22 protein-coding genes and 1 pseudogene are annotated in these 22,224 nt (G+C 71.6%); 13 read left to right on the plus strand and 10 right to left on the minus strand.

The window, feature by feature from the left end:
- Positions 1 to 13: 13 nt before the first annotated feature.
- The 3 genes from AMYTH_RS0136200 to AMYTH_RS0136210 are packed head-to-tail and all read left to right on the plus strand — an operon-like array spanning position 14 to position 3,388.
- A complete protein-coding gene (locus AMYTH_RS0136200; protein ID WP_027934317.1) occupies positions 14 to 658 on the plus strand; it encodes a TetR/AcrR family transcriptional regulator in 645 nt (214 codons plus the stop codon).
- 52 nt (positions 659 to 710) lie between these two features.
- A complete protein-coding gene (locus tag AMYTH_RS0136205) occupies positions 711 to 1,787 on the plus strand; it encodes an NAD-dependent epimerase/dehydratase family protein (protein WP_027934318.1) in 1,077 nt (358 codons plus the stop codon).
- A gap of 11 nt (positions 1,788 to 1,798) precedes the next feature.
- Positions 1,799 to 3,388, plus strand: coding sequence for a phytoene desaturase family protein (locus AMYTH_RS0136210; RefSeq protein ID WP_027934319.1), 1,590 nt, complete (start codon positions 1,799 to 1,801; stop codon positions 3,386 to 3,388).
- A gap of 464 nt (positions 3,389 to 3,852) precedes the next feature.
- Here AMYTH_RS0136210 and AMYTH_RS0136215 read toward each other — a convergent pair whose 3' ends face one another.
- On the minus strand, positions 3,853 to 4,293 hold the full coding sequence (locus tag AMYTH_RS0136215; RefSeq protein WP_027934320.1) for an SRPBCC family protein: 441 nt from the start codon (positions 4,291 to 4,293) through the stop codon (positions 3,853 to 3,855).
- Positions 4,294 to 4,350: 57 nt separating this feature from the next.
- Entirely contained in the window at positions 4,351 to 4,716 is a 366-nt protein-coding gene (locus AMYTH_RS0136220) for an STAS domain-containing protein (RefSeq protein WP_027934321.1), read from the minus strand.
- A 233-nt stretch (positions 4,717 to 4,949) separates the two neighbouring features.
- Between AMYTH_RS0136220 and AMYTH_RS0136225 the strand changes: the two genes are divergently transcribed.
- The gene (locus AMYTH_RS0136225) at positions 4,950 to 5,381 is read left to right on the plus strand and encodes an ATP-binding protein (protein ID WP_027934322.1); all 432 of its coding nucleotides are present in this window, start codon (positions 4,950 to 4,952) and stop codon (positions 5,379 to 5,381) included.
- A 2-nt stretch (positions 5,382 to 5,383) separates the two neighbouring features.
- Here the strand turns inward: AMYTH_RS0136225 and AMYTH_RS0136230 are convergent, their stop codons facing one another.
- From AMYTH_RS0136230 to AMYTH_RS0136250, 5 genes are read right to left on the minus strand one after another with little or no spacing between them, the layout of a single operon-like run.
- Positions 5,384 to 6,679, minus strand: coding sequence for a PP2C family protein-serine/threonine phosphatase (locus tag AMYTH_RS0136230; protein ID WP_027934323.1), 1,296 nt, complete (start codon positions 6,677 to 6,679; stop codon positions 5,384 to 5,386).
- Positions 6,676 to 7,674 carry a SpoIIE family protein phosphatase gene (locus tag AMYTH_RS0136235; RefSeq protein ID WP_027934324.1) on the minus strand — a complete coding sequence of 333 codons (999 nt, stop codon included), beginning with the start codon at positions 7,672 to 7,674 and terminating at the stop codon, positions 6,676 to 6,678. The genes AMYTH_RS0136230 and AMYTH_RS0136235 overlap by 4 nt, the downstream gene beginning before the upstream one ends.
- Positions 7,671 to 8,096, minus strand: a complete 426-nt coding sequence (locus AMYTH_RS0136240; protein WP_017984529.1) for an anti-sigma regulatory factor — start codon at positions 8,094 to 8,096, stop codon at positions 7,671 to 7,673. The genes AMYTH_RS0136235 and AMYTH_RS0136240 overlap by 4 nt, the downstream gene beginning before the upstream one ends.
- A complete protein-coding gene (locus tag AMYTH_RS0136245; RefSeq protein ID WP_020422973.1) occupies positions 8,093 to 8,470 on the minus strand; it encodes an STAS domain-containing protein in 378 nt (125 codons plus the stop codon). The genes AMYTH_RS0136240 and AMYTH_RS0136245 overlap by 4 nt, the downstream gene beginning before the upstream one ends.
- Positions 8,470 to 9,339: an STAS domain-containing protein gene (locus AMYTH_RS0136250; protein WP_027934325.1), complete on the minus strand. Its 870-nt coding sequence runs from the start codon at positions 9,337 to 9,339 to the stop codon at positions 8,470 to 8,472. Before AMYTH_RS0136250 ends, AMYTH_RS0136245 begins: the two co-directional genes overlap by 1 nt.
- A gap of 153 nt (positions 9,340 to 9,492) precedes the next feature.
- Here AMYTH_RS0136250 and AMYTH_RS0136255 point away from each other — a divergent pair, with 153 nt between their 5' ends.
- The 4 genes from AMYTH_RS0136255 to AMYTH_RS0136270 all read left to right on the plus strand — a co-directional run bounded on the left by AMYTH_RS0136255 (position 9,493) and on the right by AMYTH_RS0136270 (position 14,939).
- Positions 9,493 to 9,861: an STAS domain-containing protein gene (locus tag AMYTH_RS0136255; protein WP_020422971.1), complete on the plus strand. Its 369-nt coding sequence runs from the start codon at positions 9,493 to 9,495 to the stop codon at positions 9,859 to 9,861.
- Positions 9,862 to 10,017: 156 nt separating this feature from the next.
- The gene (locus AMYTH_RS0136260; RefSeq protein WP_228685111.1) at positions 10,018 to 10,443 is read left to right on the plus strand and encodes a DUF6292 family protein; all 426 of its coding nucleotides are present in this window, start codon (positions 10,018 to 10,020) and stop codon (positions 10,441 to 10,443) included.
- 84 nt (positions 10,444 to 10,527) lie between these two features.
- On the plus strand, positions 10,528 to 10,881 hold the full coding sequence (locus AMYTH_RS0136265; protein ID WP_027934327.1) for an STAS domain-containing protein: 354 nt from the start codon (positions 10,528 to 10,530) through the stop codon (positions 10,879 to 10,881).
- Positions 10,882 to 10,943: 62 nt separating this feature from the next.
- Positions 10,944 to 14,939 (plus strand): SpoIIE family protein phosphatase, encoded by a 3,996-nt coding sequence (locus AMYTH_RS0136270; protein ID WP_228685113.1) that lies wholly within the window; start codon positions 10,944 to 10,946, stop codon positions 14,937 to 14,939.
- Between the two features lie 490 nt (positions 14,940 to 15,429).
- Here the strand turns inward: AMYTH_RS0136270 and AMYTH_RS0136275 are convergent, their stop codons facing one another.
- Together AMYTH_RS0136275 and AMYTH_RS0136280 are read right to left on the minus strand one after the other, a co-directional pair.
- Positions 15,430 to 17,199, minus strand: a complete 1,770-nt coding sequence (locus tag AMYTH_RS0136275; RefSeq protein ID WP_027934329.1) for a glycosyltransferase — start codon at positions 17,197 to 17,199, stop codon at positions 15,430 to 15,432.
- A gap of 46 nt (positions 17,200 to 17,245) precedes the next feature.
- The gene (locus AMYTH_RS0136280) at positions 17,246 to 17,641 is read right to left on the minus strand and encodes a DUF3224 domain-containing protein (RefSeq protein WP_027934330.1); all 396 of its coding nucleotides are present in this window, start codon (positions 17,639 to 17,641) and stop codon (positions 17,246 to 17,248) included.
- Between the two features lie 60 nt (positions 17,642 to 17,701).
- Between AMYTH_RS0136280 and AMYTH_RS0136285 the strand changes: the two genes are divergently transcribed.
- The 5 genes and pseudogenes from AMYTH_RS0136285 to AMYTH_RS48300 form a co-directional block, all read left to right on the plus strand.
- On the plus strand, positions 17,702 to 18,505 hold the full coding sequence (locus tag AMYTH_RS0136285) for a helix-turn-helix domain-containing protein (protein WP_027934331.1): 804 nt from the start codon (positions 17,702 to 17,704) through the stop codon (positions 18,503 to 18,505).
- A 77-nt stretch (positions 18,506 to 18,582) separates the two neighbouring features.
- Complete coding sequence (locus AMYTH_RS0136290; protein ID WP_027934332.1) at positions 18,583 to 19,482, plus strand: sugar kinase; 900 nt, start codon at positions 18,583 to 18,585, stop codon at positions 19,480 to 19,482.
- Positions 19,482 to 20,237, plus strand: coding sequence for an IclR family transcriptional regulator (locus AMYTH_RS0136295; protein WP_027934333.1), 756 nt, complete (start codon positions 19,482 to 19,484; stop codon positions 20,235 to 20,237). Before AMYTH_RS0136290 ends, AMYTH_RS0136295 begins: the two co-directional genes overlap by 1 nt.
- Positions 20,224 to 20,829, plus strand: a complete 606-nt coding sequence (locus tag AMYTH_RS0136300; RefSeq protein WP_027934334.1) for a bifunctional 4-hydroxy-2-oxoglutarate aldolase/2-dehydro-3-deoxy-phosphogluconate aldolase — start codon at positions 20,224 to 20,226, stop codon at positions 20,827 to 20,829. The genes AMYTH_RS0136295 and AMYTH_RS0136300 overlap by 14 nt, the downstream gene beginning before the upstream one ends.
- A 54-nt stretch (positions 20,830 to 20,883) precedes the next feature.
- Positions 20,884 to 21,075, plus strand: a pseudogene (locus AMYTH_RS48300) (2-dehydro-3-deoxyphosphogluconate aldolase); the annotation flags it as partial.
- A gap of 42 nt (positions 21,076 to 21,117) precedes the next feature.
- Here AMYTH_RS48300 and AMYTH_RS0136305 read toward each other — a convergent pair.
- Positions 21,118 to 22,194, minus strand: coding sequence for a carboxylate-amine ligase (locus AMYTH_RS0136305; protein WP_027934335.1), 1,077 nt, complete (start codon positions 22,192 to 22,194; stop codon positions 21,118 to 21,120).
- Positions 22,195 to 22,224 lie beyond the last annotated feature (30 nt).

A 22,224-nucleotide genomic window follows, 5' to 3' on the forward strand; every position in this document is an offset into this window, starting at 1 on the left:
ATAGACTGGGCGGGTGGCTGACGTGCATGTGGACAAGCGGGTGCAGCGCGGGTTGCGCTCGCGGCGGGCGATCCTGGACCGGGCGATGGACATCGCGTCCGTGGAGGGGCTGGAGAGCCTGTCCGTGCGGCGGCTGGCCACCGAGCTGGACGTGAGCAAGAGCGGGGTGTTCGCGCAGTTCGGCTCGAAGGAGGAGCTGCAGCTGGCGACCGTGCGCGCGGCCGTCGAGGTGTTCGTCGGCAAGGTCGTGAAGCCCGCGCGGAAGGCCCCGGCTGGGCTGCGGCGGGTGTGGGCGCTGGCCGAGTCGTGGCTGGCGTACGTGCGGCAGCCGGTGTTCGCGGGCGGGTGTTTCTTCGTCGCGACCGCGGCCGAGTTCGACGCCCGTCCCGGCCGCGTGCGTGACGCGATAGCCGCCGGACGGCGGGACTGGCAGTCGCTGTACCGCACGACGATCGCCGAGGCGCAGGAGCTGGGCGAGATCGACCCGGACGTGGACCCGGCGCAGCTGGCCTTCGAGCTGGACGCGCTCACCAGGGCCGCCGCCGAGGACGCCCTGCTGCACGACGACCCGTCCCGCTACGACTACGCCCGCACGGCGGTCCGCGCGCGGCTGGCGGCGGTGGCGACGCCGGACGCGCCCGCCTTGCCTGCGGACTGAGAAGTTCCGCGCCCGGCGGTTAGCGAACCCGCCCTCGTGGAACACGTCCGGCATGAAGGTCGTGGTCACCGGGGCGTCCGGCAGCATCGGCACCGCGTTCCTGCGTGCGGCCGCGCGCAGGCCGGACTGGGAGGTCGTCGGGCTGGCGCGCCGGATCCCGGACGCCCGTCCACCGTACGACAGCGCCGAGTGGGTCGACTGCGACCTCGACTCCGACTCCGCCCCGGACGTCCTGCCGAAGGTCTTCGCCGGGGCGGACGCCGTCGTCCACCTCGCCTGGGCCATCCACCCCGGTGCCGACGAGCCGCCACGCAACCGGACCAACATCGAGGGCTCGCAGGAGGTCCTGGCCGCCGTCGCCGAGGCCGGGGTGCCGCAGCTGGTCTGCGCGTCCTCGGTCGCCGCCTACACCCCGGCCCCGCGCTGGACCCGCGTGGATGAGGACTGGCCGCGCGCCGGCGTGCCGGGCAGCGCCTACAGCCGTGACAAGGCGCGCCTGGAACGCCTCGTCGAGCTGTTCGCCCGGCAGCACCCGGACGTGCGGGTCGCGGTGTTCCGGCCGTGCGCCGTCGCCCAGTACGACTCCGGCGCGCAGCTCGTGCGGTGGACGCTGAGCCCGCTCCTGCCGACCGCGTTGATCGGCAACCGCCTGCTGCCGGTGCCGCTGTGGGGCGGTCTGCGTGCCCAGGTCGTGCACGCCGACGACGTCGCCGACGCGATCTGCCGCATGCTCGACCAGCGCGCGGAGGGCGCCTTCAACCTGGCCGCCGAACCGATCCTCGGCGTGAACGACCTCGCCGAGCTGTTCGGCGGGTTCCGCGTCCCGGTGCCGCGGCGGCTGGTCACCACCCTGGCCCTGCCGACGTGGCGGCTCGGGTTGCAGCCGATGCACCCCGGCTGGCTCACTCTCGCCGACAAGGCGCCGCTGGTCGACACCACCCGCGCCCGCGCCCACCTCGGCTGGGAACCGCGGCACGACGCGAAGGAGGCGCTGGCCGAACTGGTCGCCGGGATGCGTGACGGCAGTGGCACCGGCAGCGGGCCGCTCGCGCCGCGGGGTGCGGAATCGTGGCTGGAGCGGTTGGCTGGGGTCAGGCTGGGGCGGCCCAGCCGTCAGACGCAAGCCTAGAAGGGAGCGTCGTGACCGAAACTGTCGACGCGGTCGTCGTTGGGGCGGGCCAGAACGGCCTCGTGGCGGCGAACGTGCTCGCCGACGCCGGGTGGAGCGTGCTCGTGCTCGAGGCCGCGCCGGAGCCCGGTGGCGCGGTGCGCAGTGCAGAGGTCACCGCGCCCGGGTTCCGCAGCGACCTGTGCAGCGCGTTCTACCCGCTCGGCTACGCGTCGCCGGTGTTGCGGGAGCTGGGGCTGGACTCCTACGGCCTGGTGTGGAGGCACGCGCCGCTGGTGCTGGCCCACGTCCTGCACGACGACCGGTGCGTGGCGTTGTCCAGGGACCTCGACGAGACGGCTGCCTCGGTCTCGACCTTCGCCGCCAAGGACGGCGACGCCTGGCGTGACGCGTTCGCGCAGTGGGAGAGGGTGCGCGACGACCTGCTGGAATCGGTGCTGCGCCCGTTCCCGCCGGTGCGCTCGGCGTCGAGGCTGGTGCGCCGGATCGGGGTCGCGGAAACCCTGCGGCTGGTGCGGATGGTGACGCTGCCGGTGCGGCGGCTGGGTGAGGAGCTCTTCGACGGCGAGGGCGCGCGGTTGCTGTTCGCCGGCAACGCCCTGCACACGGATCTTGGTCCGGACAACGCGGGCAGCGGTGTGTTCGGGTGGCTGCTGGGGATGGTCGGGCAGGACGTGGGGTTCCCGGTGCCGGAGGGCGGCGCGGACCGGATCATCACGACACTGGTGCGCCGTCTCGCCGACCGCGGTGGCCGGGTCGAGTGCAACCGCCGGGTCCGGGACGTGCTGATCGCGGGCAACCGGGCGATGGGTGTGCGGGACGAGCACGGTGAACTGGTGCGGGCCAAGCGGGCGGTGCTGGCGGACGTGCCGGCCCCGGCGCTGTACCGGGAGCTGGTCGGGGAGGAGCACCTGCCCGCCCGGTTGGTGTCCGACCTGGACCGTTTCCACTGGGACAACGCGACGATCAAGGTCGACTGGGCGTTGAGCGGGAAGATCCCGTGGACGGCCGAAGCGGCGCGCCGGTCGGGCGTGGTACACCTGGACGCGGACCTCGATGGGCTGACCGCGTACGGCGCGGACCTGGCGTGCAGCCGCGTGCCCGAGCGGCCGTTCCTGTTGCTGGGCCAGATGACGACGACGGACCCGTCCCGCTCCCCGGCGGGCACCGAGGCGGTGTGGGCGTACACGCACGTGCCCCGCGGCGAGCGTTGGGACAGGGACCGGCTGGAGCGCTACGCCGACCGGATGGAAGAACTCATCGAGCGACGCGCACCCGGCTTCCGCAGCCTGATCAAGGCGCGGTGCCCGCAGGGCCCGGCGGAGCTGGAGGCACTCAACCCGAGCCTCGTACAGGGCGCGATCAACGCCGGCACCGCGGCGATCCACCAGCAGTTCGTGTTCCGCCCAGTCCCCGGCTTGTCGAGGGCCGACACCCCAGTTGATCGGCTCTACCTGGCCGGCGCCTCGGCCCACCCCGGCGGGGCTGTGCACGGAGCACCAGGAGCCAACGCCGCAAGGGCAGCACTAGCGCGCAACGGATTCACCGGCGGCCTATACGCAGCCGCAATACAAACAGCACAACGAGCCATCTACTCGTAGCGAACCGCCGCCCGGCAACGCAACGCCACCGACTACCCCAACCAGACCTCCCCCGCCCCCGATCCACAGCCGATCTTTAGTCGCCGACCAGGGTTGTCAAGGCACGCTTTCCCGCCTTGACAACCCTGCTCGGCGACTGAAACACAATCAGGCATCGGGGGCGGGGGTGGTCGAAAGGTGACCGTTCGGCGCCGCAAGGCGCACCGCCCGCAGGGCGGAAAAAGATCAAAAGAGTCCTCGCCGGACGGGCAGGCTCCGGGATGACAGAAAAGCACTTCACCTCACCTTGGCGAGGTGGCTGGGTGGTCATCCCGTCGCCTTCCGGTTTGTGCATATCACCTTGAGCCAGGGCCGCAAGGTTGGCATGTTCGGCCGCCGGAGAGAGCCCGGGTTGCGGCCCTGGCTCAAGGTGATGGCGCCGGTGTCAGGCGACGGGATGACCACCCAGCTGCCTTGGGTTTGGTTCAAAGGTCGCGGTGCACCGCGATGTCCGCCAAGCGCTTCAGGCTTTCGGTGTTCCGTGGGGCCAGCATGGCTGCTTGCACACGCTCGGGCAGCAGGCTGAGCGGGCCCCGCGCCAACCTCTCCGCCATCTGCACCTCGGTGCCGCCCTCGGTGTCGGGCGTCAGGGTCAGCGTGATCTTCGCGGAGCCCATCGGCCACATGCGAGCCTCCAGTTCGAGGAGCTTGTTCTCCTCGACCGCGAGCACGCAGCTCACGTCCTGCACGTTGAACGGCCACGGCCCGACGCTGTGGTGGATCCGCGAACCGACCCGGGGCCAGTCGCTGTCCACCTGCCGGATGTGCGAGGCGCCCACGACCCAGCCCGCGTAGGTCCAGCCGTCGGCGAGGACGGTGAACACCTTTTCGGGCTGCACGGGAATCCGCTTGCTCACCACGATCATCTCTCGCTCCCCGGCTCGGTCCATCGGCAGCGAGTACCCCACGCGGGAGCGGGACAATCAGCTCGCTTCGGTCGCGGGCGGCGCCACGGCCTCCTCGAGCGACGACGTGATCCGCAGCTGCTCGTCGAGCCGGGTCACCTCCAGCGGCCGCAGCACGGCGCGGCTGGTGGCCACGACCCGCAGCTCCACCGAGTTCTCCTCGCACCTCTGCTGCGCGTTCACCAGCAGGCTCAGGCCGATCGACCCCAGGAAGGTCACCCCGGACAGGTCGACCACCACCGGTCCCGGCGGCTGCGCTTCGGCGCAGGCGGACTGCACCTCGCTCTCCAGATCGGGCGCGCTGGTCAGGTCCACATCGCCGGCGGCGGAGACCACGATGGCCCCGTCGATGAGGCGTCGCGTGACACGCAACTCGGTGGTCACCCGAGATACCTCCTACTGTCGTCGTTCACCGCGTCCTGCCGTCGGCGGACCACAAGGAAGCTGCACCGGTACCCGAAGCCGCCACGGCAACAGGCTGGCGGCTCAACCGTCCGCCGATCCTAACCGGGCTTCACCGCGGGTGAGGATCGGGGCGGAAAGTGGTTAACCGGCCACGTCCGGGGAACCACCAACACAGCCGATACGCGAGCAAGGACCGCTGGCGGGAGGACACTGTGAGGACCGACGGCTCGCGCCGACCGACGAAGCATCACAGCAAGCCGTCGGAGTGGCGGCGGGCGGTGACGCGGCTGCCCGAGGAGGCGCCGGCCGCCGGCCAGGCCAGGGAGTTCGCCACCTCCGCCCTGCAGGCGTGGGAGGTGCCCCCGGACACCAGGGAGGACATCGTGCTCGCCGCGTCCGAGCTGGTCACCAACGCCGTCGAGCACGGGCAGGGCGAGGTCACGGTGGTGCTGCGCCAGAACGGCGACCGCCTGCTGCTGCGCGTGTGGGACGACGACGTGCACGTCCCGGTCCCGCGCCCGGCCGAACGGGATTCGGTGCGCGGCAACGGCCTGGTGATCGTCGAGGCGGTCAGCGAGTCCTGGGGCTACGAGACCGGCTCCGACGGCAAGTGGGTGTGGGCGGAGTTCGCCATCCCACACTGAGCTCAACCGGGCGCCGGGATGTGCCGCGCGCCGCGGCCGGACGGGCGTTCCGGCTGCGCCGACCACCGGCACAGCAGCAGGCACACGTCGTCGTCGTGCTCGTCCTGGCCCAGCATCTCGGACAGGATCCGGTCGCCTGCCTCGTCCGTGGGCAGCCTGGTGACCTCGGCGAACGCCCCGGTCAGCCGGGCCAGCCCGTCGTCGAGGACCTCGGCCCGCCGCTCCACCAGCCCGTCGGTGTAGAGCAGCAGGTCGCTGCCCGGCGTGATGGTCTCCTCGTACTCGGCGATGTCGAACGCGAACGGCACCCCCAGCATCGGCGCGTTCGGGCGCTCCAGGTGCCGGACCCCGTCCTCGCCGCAGGCCAGGATCGGCAGGTGCCCGGCGCTGGCCCAGCGGATCCGGCCGGTCTCCAGCTCCAGGTCGGCGACCACCGCGGTGGCGAACAACGTGCTGTCCAGCCCGCGCAGCAGGTGGTGGGCCAGCCGCAGCGCCTCTGCCGGGCCGTGCCCTTCCGCGGTGTAGGCGCGCAGCGCGTTCTGCAGCTTCCCCATGACCACGGCCGCGTCGAGACCGTGCCCGGTGACGTCACCCACGGTGAGCACGATCGTGCCGTCGGCCCTGGTGAACGCGTCGAACCAGTCGCCGCCGATGTTCACGCCGGTCGCCGCGGGCCGGTAGCGGGCGCACAGCTCCAGCTCGTCCGGGGTGCTCAGGGTGGGCAGCATCGCGTGCTGCAGCCGCTCGGCCAGCTCGCGTTCCCGCTCGTACTCGCCCGCGTTGCGCAGGCCGACCGCGGACCGCGCGGCGACCGCGGTGAGGAAGGACACCTCGTCGCCGGTGAACTCGCTGTCCCGGTGCAGCTCGAGCACGCCCAGCAGGTGCGGCCCGACCGTCAGCGGGAGCAGCAGCCGCTTCGGCTCGATGTGCGCCTGGTGCCCGGTCGCGACGCGTTTCACGTCCGCGTCCGGGGCGCTGTCCGGCCGCGGCAGGCGCTTGAGCTTGCGGCTCTCGTCCGTGACCAGCCACACGCCGGCGCAGTCGGCCAGGTTCTCCCGCTCGATGAGCCCGACCAGCGCCTCCACGACCTCCCGGCCGCGCAGCGACGCCGACACGCTGCGGCTCACCTCGTCCAGGAACGCCGACCGCTGCCGCTGCAGCTCGACCTCGGCGTGCAGGGCCAGCAGGCCCGCGTTGGTCTGTTCCAGCTCCGACTGGTGCAGCCGCAGCTCACGCTCCTGCCGCGCGATGGTCTCGCGCAGCTCGCGGAGCAGGTCCTCGGTGGTGGCTTTCGTCACCGTCCACCACCTCCCGACACGACGACCACGCACGCGTCGTCCCGGCCGCGGCCACGTTGCCCCAGGATCCAGCCCGCGACGGTGGCCGGGTCGTGGGTGAACAGGCCGGGCCAGTCGGTGTTGCTCCACTTGTCCGAAATCCCGTCGGAGTGCAGGACCAGCCAGCTGCGGGAGGACCACGAGTACGCGGAGTCCGACGGCCGCGGCCGCGCGGCGACGCCGACGATGCCGTGCCGCGACACGATGCGTTGCACGGGCCCGTCCTGGTCCGCGTAGAACCGGGTGGACACGTTGCCCACCCCGCAGAACCGCATGCGCCCCTCCGCCGGACTCAGCTGCGCGACGGCCACGGTCGCGCCGCGGGTGGAGGCGAGGGACGGCTGCATCAGCTCCAGGATACGGGCCGGTCGCAGCTCGGGGTGCGCCGCGACGGTGGAGATCGCCGCGTCACTGGCCCGCGCCGCCAGCCGGCCATGGCCCAGACCGTCACTCACCGCGATGGTCACGCTATCGTCCGTGGTTTCCGCCGTCCAGCGGTCGCCGCATTCCGCTTCACCCGGTGCGGTGAGAATCGCGCTGCCGATCCGCAGGCCACCGGGCAGCGGCGACGGGCCGGCGTGCCAGCGCGCGAGCACGGAAGTGCCCTGGCCACGCCTGCTGTAGACGTCGAACACGTCCGCGGCGCGGCGCACCGCGCCGAGGCCGCCGCCCAGCGTGCCGGTGGTCGAGTAGCCGTCGCGCATGCTGTCCTCGATCCGGCCGATCCCCGGACCGCAGTCGACGGCGACCACGTCCAGCCTGCCCAGCGCGGGCACCACGCTGAACACCCCGCGCCCGGCGTGTTTGAGCAGGTTGGAGGCCAGTTCGGTGGCGGCGAGCGACACCAGGTGGACCCGCTCCAGCGGCAGCCCGGCGCGGGTCGCGGCCGACGCGGCGACGACCCGTGCGCGGCCCACGTGACTCGGCTCGGTCACGATCAGGTCGTCGCGGGTCACGGTCCCGCGCTTCTGCGGACGGACATGCTGATCTCCACCCTCGTCCCGCGGCCCGGCGCCGAGTCGATCCGGAACTGGTCGGCGAGCCGTTTGGCGCCGCCGAGCCCGAGGCCGAGGCCGGAACCCGTGGTGAAGCCGTCCGCCATGGCCGCGTCGATGTCCGGGATGCCCGGCCCCTTGTCGGTGAAGGTCATCCGCACCGTCGGGTTGCCGCCGAGGTCCTCGACGGCGATCTCCGCCTGCCCCCCGCCGCCGTAGACCAGGGCGTTGCGGGCCAGTTCGCTGGCGGCGGTGACCAGCTTGGTCTGCTGCACGAGGCTGAACCCCGCGGTGGACGCCGCCGACCGGGCGGCGTGCCGCACATGCACGATGTCGTATTCGTCGTGGATGGCGACCGTGTTCGTGGAAGGCGCGCGTGTCACCGCAGCGCCGTCCGCGATGACCCCGGTGGCGGGGCGAGTAGTGACAGACCCTCCTCGACGGAGAGCGCCGTGGACAGTCCGGGCAGGGTCAGGCCGAGTTCGACCAGGGTGATGGCCACGGCAGGCCGCATGCCGACCACGACGGTGCGGGCCGCCATCAGCGAGGTGATGGCGGCGATGTCGTGCAGCGTGCGGGCGAGGAACGAGTCGATGATGTCCAGCACGGACACGTCGATGAGCACACCCCGGGCGCGGGTCTCCACGACCTTTTCGGTGAGCTCGGACTCGAACTCGGCCACCGACTGGTCGAGGAGCTCCTCCTGGATGGTGACCAGCAGGACACCACTCAGGTTGACGATCGGGATGCCTGCCATCAGACCACGCCCGGTCCCGCGGACGAGCCCACCTGCAGGCCGAGCCGGTTGAGGGCGTAGGCCAGCGCGTCGGCCAGCCGGGCGCGGGTGGCGACCTCGCCGAGGTCGATGCCGAGCTGCACCATCGTGTTGGCGATCTGCGGGCGGATACCGCTGATGACACACTCCGCGCCCATCAGCCGCGCCGCCATGGCGGTCTTGAGCAGGTGCTGGGCCACCATCGTGTCGACCGTGGGCACGCCGGTGATGTCCAGGATCGCGACCTTGGCCTGGTGGGTCATGATCGACTGCAGCAGGCTCTCGGTGGCGACCTGGCTGCGCATGCTGTCCAGGGTGCCGATCAGCGGGATCGCCAGCACCCCGTCCCACAGTTTGATGACCGGCGTGGACAGCTCGGTCAGCTGCTCGCGCTGGATGGCCAGGGTCTCCTTGGCCGACGCCAGCGCCGACTCGACGAGCACCAGCCGCAGGGTGTCCACCGCGCTGGAGAGCAGCAGGGCGCCCGCTGTGAGCAATTCCGCATCCGCGGTCTCCTGCCAGAGGCGCAGCAGCGGCTTCTTGAGGTCGCTCACCTCGACGGCGGTGCGCGGGCTCACACCCTCGTTGCCGTCGAGCTGCGAGGCGAGCGCGGTGAGCAGCGAGCGCAGGTCGTTGAAGCCGTCGGCGGCCGGGCTGTCCGCGTCACCGGCCGCGATGGCCCGGCGGATCCCCCGCAGGACCTCGGCGCTGTCGCCGGCGGCCTGATCGGAATCCTGCGCCACGGAGCGGAAGAAAGGTGAGTCGGCCCACTGCGCGACGATCGATTCCTTTTGGGCGTCAAGGAAATCGCTGACCACAGTGGTGATCTGGCGGTCGGAGGTTGTCGTCATCGCTCCCAGGCTCCAGCATGGTGGAAGGTCGTAAGCAGAACGATCCGCAGTGTTGCGCAGAGTTCGTTGGCTTGCGGCAAACTTATTGCACACGGCCGCCGGGCGACAACCGGGGCCGAAGCCGACGCCACGATTTTGGAGAGAGTTCGAACCATGACGACGGACGAAGGCGCGACAAGGTCCGCCACGGCTTCCGTGGTGCGCACGGAGGCCAGCGGCGACAGCGGACGTGTGCTGCTGCTCGGCGAGATCGACCACGGCGCGGTGGACCAGCTGGACCAGGCCGTGGAGAAGCTGCTCGGATCCGGCGTGATCCACCTGGTGCTCGACTTCGAAGGCCTCAACTTCTTCGACTCGGCCTGCATCAGCGCCCTGATCAGGGCGAAGACCAGCGCGGAGGAGCAGGGCGGCACGGTGAAGCTGGCCAACGTGGACCGCTACGCGCGGCGCATCCTGGACATCACCGGACTGCTGGGCTCGTTCACCATCGAGGGTGAGGAGTCACCCAGCGCTCGTGCGTGAGGCAGCCCGCGCGCGCACCCACAGTGAAATGGCAGGTTTGGGATTCGCGAGCCAGGGGTAGCCCGGCTGGGCCATGAGCGGTTTCAAACCCGTCAAGGGGCCGGTTTCCGGCGAGGCGTCAAGCAGGGGCGCCCCGCCGGGTATCTGGTGGGCGAAGTGCGAGGGCAGATGTACCTGGAATACGAGGACGCGCAGGCGCGGGGGCTGCGGCGGTACGTGCGACTGGTGACCGAGGCTCTGGGGCTGGGCGGCAACGCCTACTTCGTGCAGATAGACCCACCACCGGCAAACGCATACCTGGCGCTGGAGCGGCGCCTTCCCGAGTTCCCCGACCGCGACGCCGCCCTTCTCTGGAGTGAGGACACCGGGTGGTCGCTGGTCGTCGAATCGCACTGCGGCGAGGACCTGATCGTCCTGGCCTACCTCGGCGCCGACGTCCTGCCCGCGCCACGGGTGGTGGCGCGGTTCGCCGAGGACCTGTGCGACGGCGTGGCGGCCGGCGTCCTCGAGCCGCCGGTCTGGGATCCGGTGGACGTCCGGGAGCGGCTGGCCGCGTATTCCGCGCCGGCGCTGGCGGGCTGACGAAGCTCGAGATCTGCCGACTTCCCGGCCCCGCATTAGGCTGAACGCACCGCAGGTGTCCCTACGCGTGTCCGGGAGGTTCCGTTGGCCGAAGAAGCTTTCGCGGTGCGTCACCGGGTGACCGGGGACGCCGTCGTGGTGACCGTCTCCGGCGGTGTGGACCTGTGTTCCGCACCGGCGATGATCAGCGAGATGGACCAGGCCCGCCGCGCGGCCGTGCCGCCGCAGCCGGTGATCGTCGACCTGTCCCAGGTGGACTTCCTCGGTTCCGCCGGGTTGTCCCTGCTCGTCGAGGCCGAGCAGCGGTGTGCCGAGGCCGGCACACCGCTGCGGCTGGTCGCGTCCAACCGAGTCGTGCTGCGCGCGCTGGAGGCGGCCGATCTGCGGCAGGTGTTCACCGTTTCCGAAACTCTCGAATGCGCCCTGGGTGAGGGCTGACACGGTCGATGACGCGTCCGGCTGACACGTCCTATTTGGACGCAGTGGGTGAGATGGGGGCGATGGTCGCCGCACGCGACTGGACGGCGACCGCCCTCGGCCCGATCGGGGAGTGGCCGCGTGAGCTGCACGCCGCGTTGCGCCTGGTGCTGTCGTCGCGGTTCCCGATGCTGGTGTGGTGGGGGCCCGAGCTCACCGTCTTCTACAACGACGCCTACCGCCCGGCGATGGGCGAGAAGCACCCGCGCTACCTCGGGCGCCCGGCGTCCGAGTGCTGGGCGGAGGCGTGGGCCGAACTGGGGCCGCTGACACGTCACGTCATGACCGGTCAGGGCGCCACCTACTCGGAGAACCAGCTGCTGTTCCTCGACCGGCACAACTACCTCGAGGAGACGTACTGGACGTTCTCCTACAGCCCGATCTCCGGCGACCGGGGCGAGGTGCTGGGCATCCTGGTCGCGGTCCAGGACACCACCGAGCAGGTGGTCCGCCAGCGCAGGATGGAAGTGCTCAACGACCTCGGCGAGGTGTCGGCGGCCGGGTCGGTGGCGCAGACCGCGCGGTCGGCGGTGTCCGCGCTGAGCCGCCACGGCGCCGATCTGCCGTTCGCGCTGGCGTACCTGTTCGACGAGGGGCAGGCGTCGCTGGCCGCCGCGTACGGGGTCGGCCCCGGGGAGCGCGCCGCGCCCGCGGTGCTGCACCGCGGCGGGGAACCGGTCTGGCCGTTGTGGGACGGCGGGACCCGGGTGTGCGACGGGTTGCGGAAGCGGTTCGGGCCGGACTTCGTGCAACCGGTGGTGGTCGGCACGGCCGCGCCGGACCGCGCCGTGGTGCTGCCGCTGGTCGCCGCCGGGCGGGTGGGGCCGGTGGGCGCACTGGTGCTCGGGGTGTCGGCCTACCAGGCGCTGGACGCGGACTACCGGGCCTTCCTCGAACTGCTCGGCGGCCAGGTGTCGAGTCTGATCACCGACGCGCTCGCCTACGAGGGCGAGCGCCGCCGCTCGGAGGCGCTGGCCGAACTGGATCGCGCGAAGAGCGAGTTCTTCGCGAACGTCAGTCACGAGTTCCGCACCCCGCTGACGCTCATCACCGGCCCGGCCGAGGACGCGCTGGCCGACACCGCCGAGCCGTTGCCGCCCGGTCAGCGCGAGCGGCTGGAGCTGGTGCACCGCAACGCCGGACGGCTGCGGCGGCTGGTGAACGACCTGCTCGACTTCGCCAAGCTCGAAGCCGGTCGTCTGCAACCGGACTCCGCGCCGCACGACCTGGCCGCGCTGACCACGGAGATCGCGGAGAGTTTCGCCCCGGCCGTGCGGCGCGCCGGGCTGCGGTTCGAGATCGACTGCCCGCCGTTGTCCCGCGCGGTGGTCGTCGACCCGGACATGTGGGAGAAGATCGTCCTCAACCTGCTGTCCAACGGGCTCAAGTACACGCGGGAGGGCGGGGTCGCGGTCCGGCTGCGGGAGGTGGACGGGCACGCCGAGCTGACGGTCGCCGACACCGGCGCCGGCATCCCGGCCGACGAGCTGCCCAGGCTGTTCCAGCGGTTCCACCGGGCGCGCGGGCGGGAGGGCCGCTCCCACGAGGGCGCCGGGATCGGGCTGGCGCTGGTGCAGGAACTGGTGCGGCTGCACGACGGCACGGTGTGCGCGGATTCGGTGGAGGGGGCCGGGAGCACGTTCTGCGTCCGGTTGCCGCTTGCTGCGGTCGCGCCGCCGAAGGCCGTCGACTTCGCGCTCGCCGCCGCGCCCGCCTACCGCGAGGAGGCGTTGCAGTGGCGCGTCGACGGGGAAGGCGAGACGGCGCAGTCCGGCGAGCAGCCGGGGCCGACGCTGCTGGTGGTCGAGGACAACAACGATCTGAGCCGGTTCATCGCACGGATGCTGCGCCCGGTCGGCCGGGTCCTGCTCGCGCGGGACGGCGTCGAGGGGCTGGAGCTGGCGCGGCGGCACCGCCCGGATCTCGTGTTGTCGGACGTGATGATGCCGCGCCTGGACGGGTTCGGGCTCATCCGGGCGTTGCGGGCGGAACCGGCGACGAAGTCGGTGCCGGTGTTGTTCCTGTCCGCGCGGGCCGGGGTCGAGGCGGCGGTGTCCGGTCTGGAGGCCGGTGCGGACGACTACCTGCCGAAACCGTTTTCCGGCGCGGAGCTGCTGGCGCGGGTGCGGGCGAACCTGGCGCTGTCCGGTCTGCGGCGGCGCGAGTCGGAGTTCCGCCGCGCGTTGTTCGAGTCGTTGCGGGAAGGCGTGTTCGTCGCGGACAGCGACGGGACGGTGGTCGAGGTCAACCCGGCGTTCGCCACGATCACCGGGTATGGCGGGGATAGCGTGCCGATGGCGTGGCCGTACCCGTGGCTGGGTGCGGAGGCCGAGCGCGTGCCGGCCGCCGACCTGGTGGGCTACCTGGGTGACGGGCACGAGGTGTCGGTCCGGGTGGAGCGCCCGGACGGGAGCGAGGCGTGGGCCGCGCTGACCCTGACGCGCGTCGCCGAGAACGACGGGCGGGCTTGGCTGGTCGGGACGCTGCGGGACGTGACGGTCGAGAAGGAGGCGGCGGACCGGGAGGCGGTGCTGGCCGCGTTCGCCGCGGACCTGGCGGCTGCCACCGATGTGGCGGAGGTGCTGAACGCCGGGGTGTCGGCGTTGCGGGCGATCCTCGGTGCGACGCGGGTGGTGGCGGCTATCTGGCCGACGGTGGAGAGCGGCGGGTTGCTCGCGGGCGATCCGGAGGCCGGTTCGTTCGACGAGCTGGAGCCCGAGTTGTACGAGCGGCTGGACCGCGCGCGCCGTCAGGCGCCGGGGCAGATCTGGCCTGCGGAGGCGAGCCGGGAACTCGGGGCGACGCTCGGCAGTGGTGATTCGGTGGTGTTGGCGGAGCGGGCGGACCAGGTGCTGGGCGCCGAGGACCGCGCGTTGTTCGGGATGCTGGTGGCGCAGCTCGCGCAGGCGCTCGGCCGGGCCCGCAGCTACGACGAGGCGCGTGCGGTCGCGCTGACCCTGCAGCACGCGATCCTGGGCCCGACGGACCTGCCGGCCGGATTCGCGGTGCGGTACGAACCGGCGGTGCGGCCGCTGGAGGTCGGCGGCGACTGGTACGACGTGGCGCGGTTGCCGGACGGCCGGATCGCGGTGGTCGTGGGAGATTGTGTCGGCAGGGGGCTCGCCGCGGCGTCGGTGATGGGGCAGCTGCGCAGTGCGTGCAGTGCGCTCCTGTTGAGTTACGGCGATCCCGCGCGGGCGCTGGACCAGCTGGACGGGTTCGCCCGGCAGATCCCGGGCGCCTTGTGCACCACGGTGTTCTGTGCGGTGGTCGACCCGGTGGCCGGGGTGGTGACGTACTCCAGCGCCGGTCACCCGTCGGCGGTGCTCAGCCACGCCGACGGCAGTGATCAGCTGCTGGACCAGGCGTTGTCGGTCCCGTTGGCGGTGCGCCGGTCGGCGGACCGTCCACGTGCGACGGTGCCATTGCGGCCGGGTTCGGTGCTGTTGCTGTACACGGACGGCTTGGTGGAGCGGCACGGCCAGCCGATCGACGAGGCGATCGAAGGCGCGCGGGTGGCGGTGCGCGAGGTGCCGCGCCGGCAGTCGGCGGAGATCACCGAGCACCTGCTGGACAGGCTGTTGCCGCCGTCCGGCCACAACGACGACGTGGCGGTGCTGGTCTACGTGCACCCGCCTGGTCCGATGCGCCTGGAGCTGCCCGCGGAACCCGGGAGCCTGGTCGCCATGCGGCGGGAGTTGCGGCAGTGGCTGGCCCAGTCCGACGTCCCCGACGAGGCGGCCGCGGACGTGATCCTGGCCGTCGACGAAGCGTGCACGAACTCGATCGAACACGGCTACCCCGGCCGGGACGACGGCACCCTGACGCTGACCGCAACCGCCGACGAGGGTTCCGTGGAAATCGTGATCACCGACGACGGCAAGTGGCGCCCACCCCCAGCCGACAAGGGGATAAGGGGTCGGGGAGTAGGTTTGATGCGCGCACTGATGACCGAAGTGGACATCACGCCAGGGGAACAGGGCAGCCGGGTGCGCCTGATGCGAAACTGGAAAGACTAGCGCGCAGCGCAATCTTTGAACCAAACCCAAGGTAGCTGGGTGGTCATCCCGTCGCCTGACACCGGCGCGATCACCTTGAGCCAGGGCCGCAACCTGCGTGCTTTCCGGCGGCCGACCATGCCAACCTTGCGGCCCTGGCTCAAGGTGATATGCACAAACCGGAAGGCGACGGGATGACCACCCAGCCACCCACCCAAGGTGAGACGAGGCACCCCTAGGTCATCCCGGAGCCTGCCCGTCCGGCGAGGACTCTTTTGATCTTTAAACCCGCGCCTTCGCGCAAAAAACAGCGCCTCACGGCGCCGAACGGTCGCCTTCCGACCACCCCCGCCCCCTCTCCCTGATTGTGTTTCAGTCGCCGATCAGGCGTGTCAAGGCGGGAAAGAGTACCTTGACACGCCTGATCGGCGACCAAAGATCGGCTGTGGATCGGGGGCGGGGGAGGTCTGGTTGGGGTAGTCGCTTGCTTTTCGTTGCCGGGTTCCTGTTTTTAGCTCTTGTTGAAGTGTTGTGCCCAGCTGTCCTTTGTGGTCATGTCAGGCAAGGCTGCTCGGTATTGGTCCGCGGCCTGTTCTGCCTCTTTGCGGAATCGCAGGAGGACCTTCGCCCCTTCGGTGGCCAGTTTCCTCGCCAGGGCCCGGTCCCGCTGCCGAATCTTCACCCCCTCTTGCGACGGGTCCGTCACCACCGCCCTATCGAACAGTGCCACATGCCACCACTCGCTGTCCCGCGCCGAAACGGCCGCCTCCCCATGCGACTTCCCCAGCAGGTGCCACGCGATTCGCTTCGCCATCACCAGTCCTGGGCGCGATGGCTCCGGTCCGGATCGGACAGTGCGCGTGCCGGCAACCGACGATACCGGCCGCAGCTGGGTTTCCGGGTGTTCCAGGCGCAGCTTCCGCACCGCTGCCACGGCTTGCGCGCCGCCATCCGACAGTACCTCCGGGCCGCGCAGGAAGTCCTCTATCGCCAGGATGAGCGTCGCGGCCAGGGCGTACCTCATCGACACCAGGTAGCGTGCCAGTTCACCCGCCAGGAAAGCCGCGGTCCCTTGGAAATCGCCGTGCAGGGCGGCCACGATCAGGCCGTTGCGGACGCTGAAGTACCGCGGCCAGTCGTCCCAGTCCTTCCACCAGAAGTCCGCGTGCCAGACTCCGGCGCCGGCCAGTGTGATGCTCGGGTGGCCGGCGGCCCGGGCTCGCAAGCCGTACTCGATGTCGTCCCACTGGAAGAACATCGGCAGCGGCAAGCCGATCGACTCCACCACCTCGGGCGGCACCAGGCACGTCCACCACGCGTTGTACTCGCCGTCCACGTGCAGGTCCAGCTTGTGTTCCCGCAGGTCCACGTCCTGGTAGGCGCCCGGCACCGGACGGCCCGCTCGCAAGCGTGGCAGGTCCGCATACTCGGCCGCCACCTGCAGGCGGTGCGGGTGCAGCAGTTGCAGCATCTGCGAACCGACGATCGCCGGGGCCACGGTCAGCTCGGCGAACGCGATCAGGCGCAACACCGTTTCCGGCTCCAGCACGATGTCGTCGTCCATCAGCACCACGTGCGGGCGACGACCCTCGGTCATGGCCTCGCTCAAGCCGCGCGCGAACCCGCCCGCGCCGCCGAGGTTCGGCTGCCGCACGTACCGCAGCTTCCCGCCCAGCCCGGCGCGCTCGACGGGCGCCGGATCGCTGCCCTGGTCCACCACGAACACGGCGTCCAGCGCGTCCAGGCACTCCCGGTCCGCGGCGAGCGTCCGCAGGGTCGCGACGCACTCGTCCGGACGGTTGTGGGTGCACATCGCGACCACCGCGCCGTGACCCCGGCCCGGGCCCGGCACCAGCCACCGGACGTCGTCGATCCGCAGCCGCCGGTTCTCTGTCGCGGCCTCCAGCCACAATCCGCCACCGTCGGCGAAACGATTCAGCTCGGCCGTCAGTTCGGCGTATTCCGATTCCGCCGAATGGACGCGTGCGGAATCCACTGTGCGTTCCCGGCCGAGGCTGTCGGACGCCATCAGGAAAATCATTCCCGACCCACGCGCCCGCACCCGCAGCGTCACCCGCGGCACATCGGTCCACCGCTGCCAGTGACTGGCAGGGAAACGGCCGAAGTACGTGTTGGTGCTGATCCGCGCGTGTGGCTCCAGCGCGAACGCGGTGCGGCTCGCGGTGGCCGATCCGGCGACGATCTCCCGGTACAGCTCGGCCGGTTCCCGGTCCCGCGGCGGCGCGAAGAATGTGCGCTGCGCCGTTCGTTCTCCGATCATGGGCGTCACGTCCTCGGCGTCGAGAATTGCGACACCCTAACCGATTTCAGGGAAGCGTGTACGCCAAAACGAAGTGGTGGTCCGGCCGGATTTCCCCGCGGCCGCTGATCCCGGTCAGCTCGTCGCGTCCGGAGCCGGGGACGATGGTCCACTCGCCGCCGGTTTCCTCGCCGAGCGAGGTGGCGTTGTGGGTCAGCAGGAAGCTGCCCTTGCGCCCGTGCAGGCTGCATTCGAACCGCTCGACGCCGACGTAGATCGCGCCCGCCTCGCCACCCGGCGCGGGCTCGACCTGGAGCATGATCGCCTCGACGACGCTCGTGCCCTCCAGGTCGCCGCTGAACTCCTTCAGCCACCGCGTCCTGGCCATCGACCCGCCGGTCCACTCGCGCGGGGTGGTCTCGCTGTTCTCGCTGGTGAAGGTGCTTTCCGCGCGTGTCGTCATGCCCGCACGCTAGGCGAGCGCCGTCAGCCGGTCTTGAAGAAACGCGACTAGGCTCGGGGCGTGGTCGAGCCGGTCGAGCGGGACAGCCGCGGCATCCTGCACCCGAACACGGGGCTGCGGCGGTTCGAGCTGACCCGGTACGCCCCGTCGCCGGGCGTGGACCGGTTCGTCGACCGGTACTGGCTCGTGTCCTGGGACCTGCCGGACGTCCACGAGCAGCACATCCTCGTGCACCCGGTGGTCAACGTCGTGTTCGACGAGGGCCGCGGCATGGTCAGCGGCGTGCAGACCCAGCGCTTCACGCGCCGGCTGTCCGGGCGCGGCCGGGCGCTGGGCGTGATGTTCCGGCCCGGCGGGTTCCGCCCGTTCCTGGGCAGGTCGATGGCCACGATCACGGACCAGGTCCACCCGGTCGCCGACGGTTTCCCGGCACTGCACCGTGCCGAGCCCGCGCTGGCCGAAGCGCTCGCGGGCGACACCGGTGGCGACGAGATCGCCGCGATGCTCGACGATGCCCTCGCCCCGCTGGTCCCGGCCGAGCGCCAGCCGTCGGAGGACACCACGGCCCTCGCCGAACTCGCCGCGCGCGACCGCGACCTGCGGCGCGTCGAGGACCTGGCCGCGCGCGGCGGGATGAGCGTGCGACAGCTGCAGCGCGCGTTCGCCGACCACATCGGTGTGAGCCCGAAGTGGGTGCTGCGCCGGTACCGGATCTACGACGCGGCCGAGCGGGCGGCGCGCGACGAGTCCGTGGACTGGGCCGAACTGGCCGCCGACCTCGGCTACGCCGACCAGGCCCACCTGACCCGCGAGTTCACCGCGGTGGTCGGTGAGCCGCCGGGCCGCTACGCCCGCCGCTCCTGACCGCATCCGCGCCGCATCGCCACCTGCTATATTGCAATGAGAACAACGGCATTGCAACATGTGCAACGGAGGCGGGCGTGGACGTGCTGACGGTCGGCGAGACCATGGTCATGGTCACGCCCGAAGCGGGCGGCCGCCTGGTCTCGGACAGCCGCTTCCTGCTGCGGCCCGGCGGCGCGGAGTCGAACGTCGCGGCCCTGCTGGCCCGCCTCGGGCACAAGGCGGCCTGGGCGAGCGCGCTCGGTGTGGACCCGCTCGGCGACCTCGTGCTCGACGACCTCCAGCGGCACGGCGTCGACACGTCGCTGGTCCGTCGCGACGAGCGACGTCCCACCGCGGTCTACTTCAAGGACCCCACCCCGGACGGAACCCGCGTCTACTACTACCGCGCAGGCTCCGCCGCCTCCGCGATCACGACCGCCGACATCGCGCACTGGACCGCCCACCCGGCGCGGCTCGTGCACGTCTCCGGCATCACGGCCGCGCTGTCCGAGGAGGCCCGCGAAGCCACGCGCGCGCTGATCCGCGGCCCGGGCCTGGTCAGCTTCGACGTCAACCACCGCCCGCGGTTGTGGCACGGCGACGCGCCCGAGGTCCTGCGGGAACTCGCCCAGGACAGCGACATCGTGTTCGTCGGCCGGGACGAGGCGGAGGCGTTGTGGGGCACGAGCGACGCGGAGAGCGTCCGCGAACTCCTCGACCGCCCGCGCTACCTGGTGGTCAAGGACGCCGCGATCGAGGCGGTCAGCTTCACGCCGTCCGGGGTCCACCGCGCGCCGTCCACGAAGGTCGACGTGGTGGACGCCGTCGGGGCCGGGGACGCGTTCGCGGCCGGGTGGCTCAGCGGCTTCCTCGACGACCGCGACGAGCTGACCCGCCTCCGGCTCGGCCACTACGCCGCCGCCCGCGTGCTCGAATCGCCGTCGGACTTCGCCGAGCTGCCCCCGGCCGCCGACATCATCGGAAAACTGGGCTGATGTCCCAGACCGTCGCCCGCGCGATCGACATCGTCGCGTTCGTCTCCCGCCGCCACCGCACCCTCGGCGAGATCGCCGACCACCTCGGTGTCCACAAGTCGACCGCGCTGCGGATCCTGCAGACCCTGGAGGAGGGCGGGTTCGTCCGGCGCGTCCCGGACAACCGCTACGCGATGGGGTTCCAGCTGATCGCCTACGGCCAGCTCGCGCTGGACCAGGTCGAGGCGCGCGCCCTCGCCCGCCCGGTCCTGCAGGAGCTGGGCGAACGCTGCGGGCACACCGTGCACTTCGCGGAACTGGTGGGCGACCGGGTCGTGTACGTGGACAAGATCGACGGCCGCGGCAGTGTCGCGATGGGGTCGCGTATCGGGCTGCCGGCGATTCTGCACACCGCCGGCGTGGCGAAGGCGATCCTGGCGCACCAGCCGGACCGCGAGCGCTGGCTGTCCCTGTGCGACTACCAGCGCTTCACGCCCACCACGGTCGCCGGCCCCGCGGAGCTGTCCGCCGAGCTGGACCGCGTCCGCGAACGCGGCTGGGCCGAGGACGACGGCGAACACGAGGACTTCCTGAACTGCCTGGCAGTGCCGGTGCGTGACGCGCGGGGCCAGGTGACGCACAGCCTGTCCGTCACCGCGCTCAAGGTCGTCGCGCCGCTGGCCGAACTGCGTGCACACCTCGACGAGTACCGGACCGCCGCCCACCGGATCTCCCGGGCACTGGGCTGGGGAGGAGACGACCATGGATCCCGCTGACTTCTTCGCCGCACACCTCGGCCGCAACCCCGTGCTGGGCATCTTCCGCGGTCTCGATCCACAACAGACTGTGGAGATGTGCGTGCGCGCCTGGGACTTCGGGGTGGAGCTGGTGGAGATCCCGGTGCAGACGCCGGACGCGATGCCGTCGCTGCGTGCGGCCGTGGCCGCGGCGGCCGAGCGGGGCAAGAGCGTCGGCGCGGGCACGGTGACCACAGTGGACCAGCTGGTTGCGGTGCGGGAGATCGGCGCCGAGTTCACCGTGGCGCCCGGGCTGCACCCGGACGTCGTGCGGGAGTCGCACCGGCTCGGCCTGCCGCACCTGCCCGGCGTGGCGACGGCGACCGAGATCGCGAGCGCGCTGGCGCTGGGGAACACGTGGCTGAAGGCGTTTCCCGCGCGGCAGTTGGGGGCGGGCTGGATCGCGGCGCAGCTGGCTCCTTTCCCGTCGGTGCGGTTCGTCGCGACGGGTGGTATCGATGCGGGCAATGCGGCGGACTTCCTGGCCGCCGGCTGTCGTGGCGTGGCGGTCGGTTCGGCGCTCGCGGACCCGGATGCGCTGGCCGCCCTGAAGGCGGCTGTCGGAGGCTGAGCTGGTCGTGCTCGGTGTTGGCGTGCCGCTGGCGCTCGGAACTGGCTTAAAGCGTTTCCGGCGGGGCAGTTGGGGGCGGGCTGGATTGCGGCGCAGTTGGCGCCGTTCCCGTCGGTGCGGTTCGTCGCCACGGGTGGTGTCGATGCGGGCAATGCGGCGGACTTCCTGGCCGCTGGGTGTCGTGGTGTGGCGGTCGGTTCGGCGCTCGCGGACCCGGATGCGCTGAAGGCGGCTGTCGGAGGCTGATCAGGTTCACCACCACGACAACGCGGCGGCCTCCTGAGCGGCCTACCGCAGGCTGAGCAGGTCCACCACGTCGGTGAGCCGCTCGTTCACCGCGAAGGCGCGTCGCTGGCATTGGGCGCCGTTGCCGTGCTCGTGCACCCACGCCAGCGACTCCAGCACGAAGTCGAGGTCGCCGGTCTCGGTGAGCGCGCCGCGGACCCGTTCGACCAGCTGGCTGACCAGCGCCGGGGCCGGAGTGAGGCGCCCGGTCTCCGGGTGCAGGGCCGAGCCGTCCAGGCCGTCGCGCGCCGCGCGCCACAGGTTGGCCCGCAACACTTCCCCGGGCACCGGCGGCGGCGGAACGTCCAGTTCGGACATCGCAGTGAGCACGAGCCCGCGCACCACGGCCGCGAGGGTGGCCGCCTCTCGGGCCGTCGCCGCGACGTCGCTGATGCGGAACTCCAGCGTCGGGCGCTTCTCCGACAGCCGGATGTCCCAGTAGATCATGCCCCGGTCCAGCATCGCGCCGGATTCGAGCATCGCGGCGACACGGGACTCGTACTCGTCGAGCGAGGCGAACACCGGTGGCGGGCCCGCGGACGGCCAACGCGACCACAGCACGTGCCGCCAGCTGCTGTACCGGGTGTCGTGGCCGCTGTCGAACGGCGAGTTCGCGGTCAGCGCGAGCAGCACCGGCAGCCACGGCCGGACGTGGTTACTGATCCGCACCCCGGTGCCCCGGTCCGGGATCTTCACGTGCACGTGGCAGCCGCACGTGGTGCCGGTGCGCGCGATCATGCCGAAGTGCTCGCCCATCCGCCGGTACCGCGGAGTCGGGGTGAGGGCGGGCGGGTGCGCCTCGGCCAGCGGCGGGGTCGCGCTGGCGATCAGGCGCAACTGGCGCTTCGCCGCCTCGCCCGCGAGCCGGGAGCGGAAGTGCGTGAGCTGATCCAGGAGTTCGCCCGCGCCCCGGCAGACCTCGCTGGCCAGCTCCACCTGGCTGCGCGCGAGTTCCCGCTGCACGTCGCCGTCGGGGCGCTCGAAGGCTTCGACGATCTCCGGACCGCGGTCCGACAGGTGACCCCGATCGTCGACGAGCAGGAACTCCTCTTCGACGCCGAACGTCGGTATCTGCTCCACCCTCGCCCTCCTCGTTGGTGGCCGGTGTTT

The organism is Amycolatopsis thermoflava N1165 (genome assembly GCF_000473265.1).
GTDB lineage: Bacteria > Actinomycetota > Actinomycetes > Mycobacteriales > Pseudonocardiaceae > Amycolatopsis_E > Amycolatopsis_E thermoflava.

Bases quoted from the DNA above. Each gene is read 5' to 3' on its own strand.
- AMYTH_RS0136280 (WP_027934330.1), bottom strand. From the start codon at position 17,641: ATGACGACACGCGCGGAAAGCACCTTCACCAGCGAGAACAGCGAGACC.
- AMYTH_RS0136295 (WP_027934333.1), top strand. From the start codon at position 19,482: ATGTCCCAGACCGTCGCCCGCGCGATCGACATCGTCGCGTTCGTCTCC.
- AMYTH_RS0136245 (WP_020422973.1), bottom strand. From the start codon at position 8,470: ATGGCAGGCATCCCGATCGTCAACCTGAGTGGTGTCCTGCTGGTCACC.
- AMYTH_RS0136255 (WP_020422971.1), top strand. From the start codon at position 9,493: ATGACGACGGACGAAGGCGCGACAAGGTCCGCCACGGCTTCCGTGGTG.
- AMYTH_RS0136270 (WP_228685113.1), top strand. From the start codon at position 10,944: ATGGTCGCCGCACGCGACTGGACGGCGACCGCCCTCGGCCCGATCGGG.
- AMYTH_RS0136250 (WP_027934325.1), bottom strand. From the start codon at position 9,339: ATGACGACAACCTCCGACCGCCAGATCACCACTGTGGTCAGCGATTTC.
- AMYTH_RS0136300 (WP_027934334.1), top strand. From the start codon at position 20,224: ATGGATCCCGCTGACTTCTTCGCCGCACACCTCGGCCGCAACCCCGTG.
- AMYTH_RS0136275 (WP_027934329.1), bottom strand. From the start codon at position 17,199: ATGATCGGAGAACGAACGGCGCAGCGCACATTCTTCGCGCCGCCGCGG.
- AMYTH_RS0136205 (WP_027934318.1), top strand. From the start codon at position 711: ATGAAGGTCGTGGTCACCGGGGCGTCCGGCAGCATCGGCACCGCGTTC.
- AMYTH_RS0136215 (WP_027934320.1), bottom strand. From the start codon at position 4,293: ATGATCGTGGTGAGCAAGCGGATTCCCGTGCAGCCCGAAAAGGTGTTC.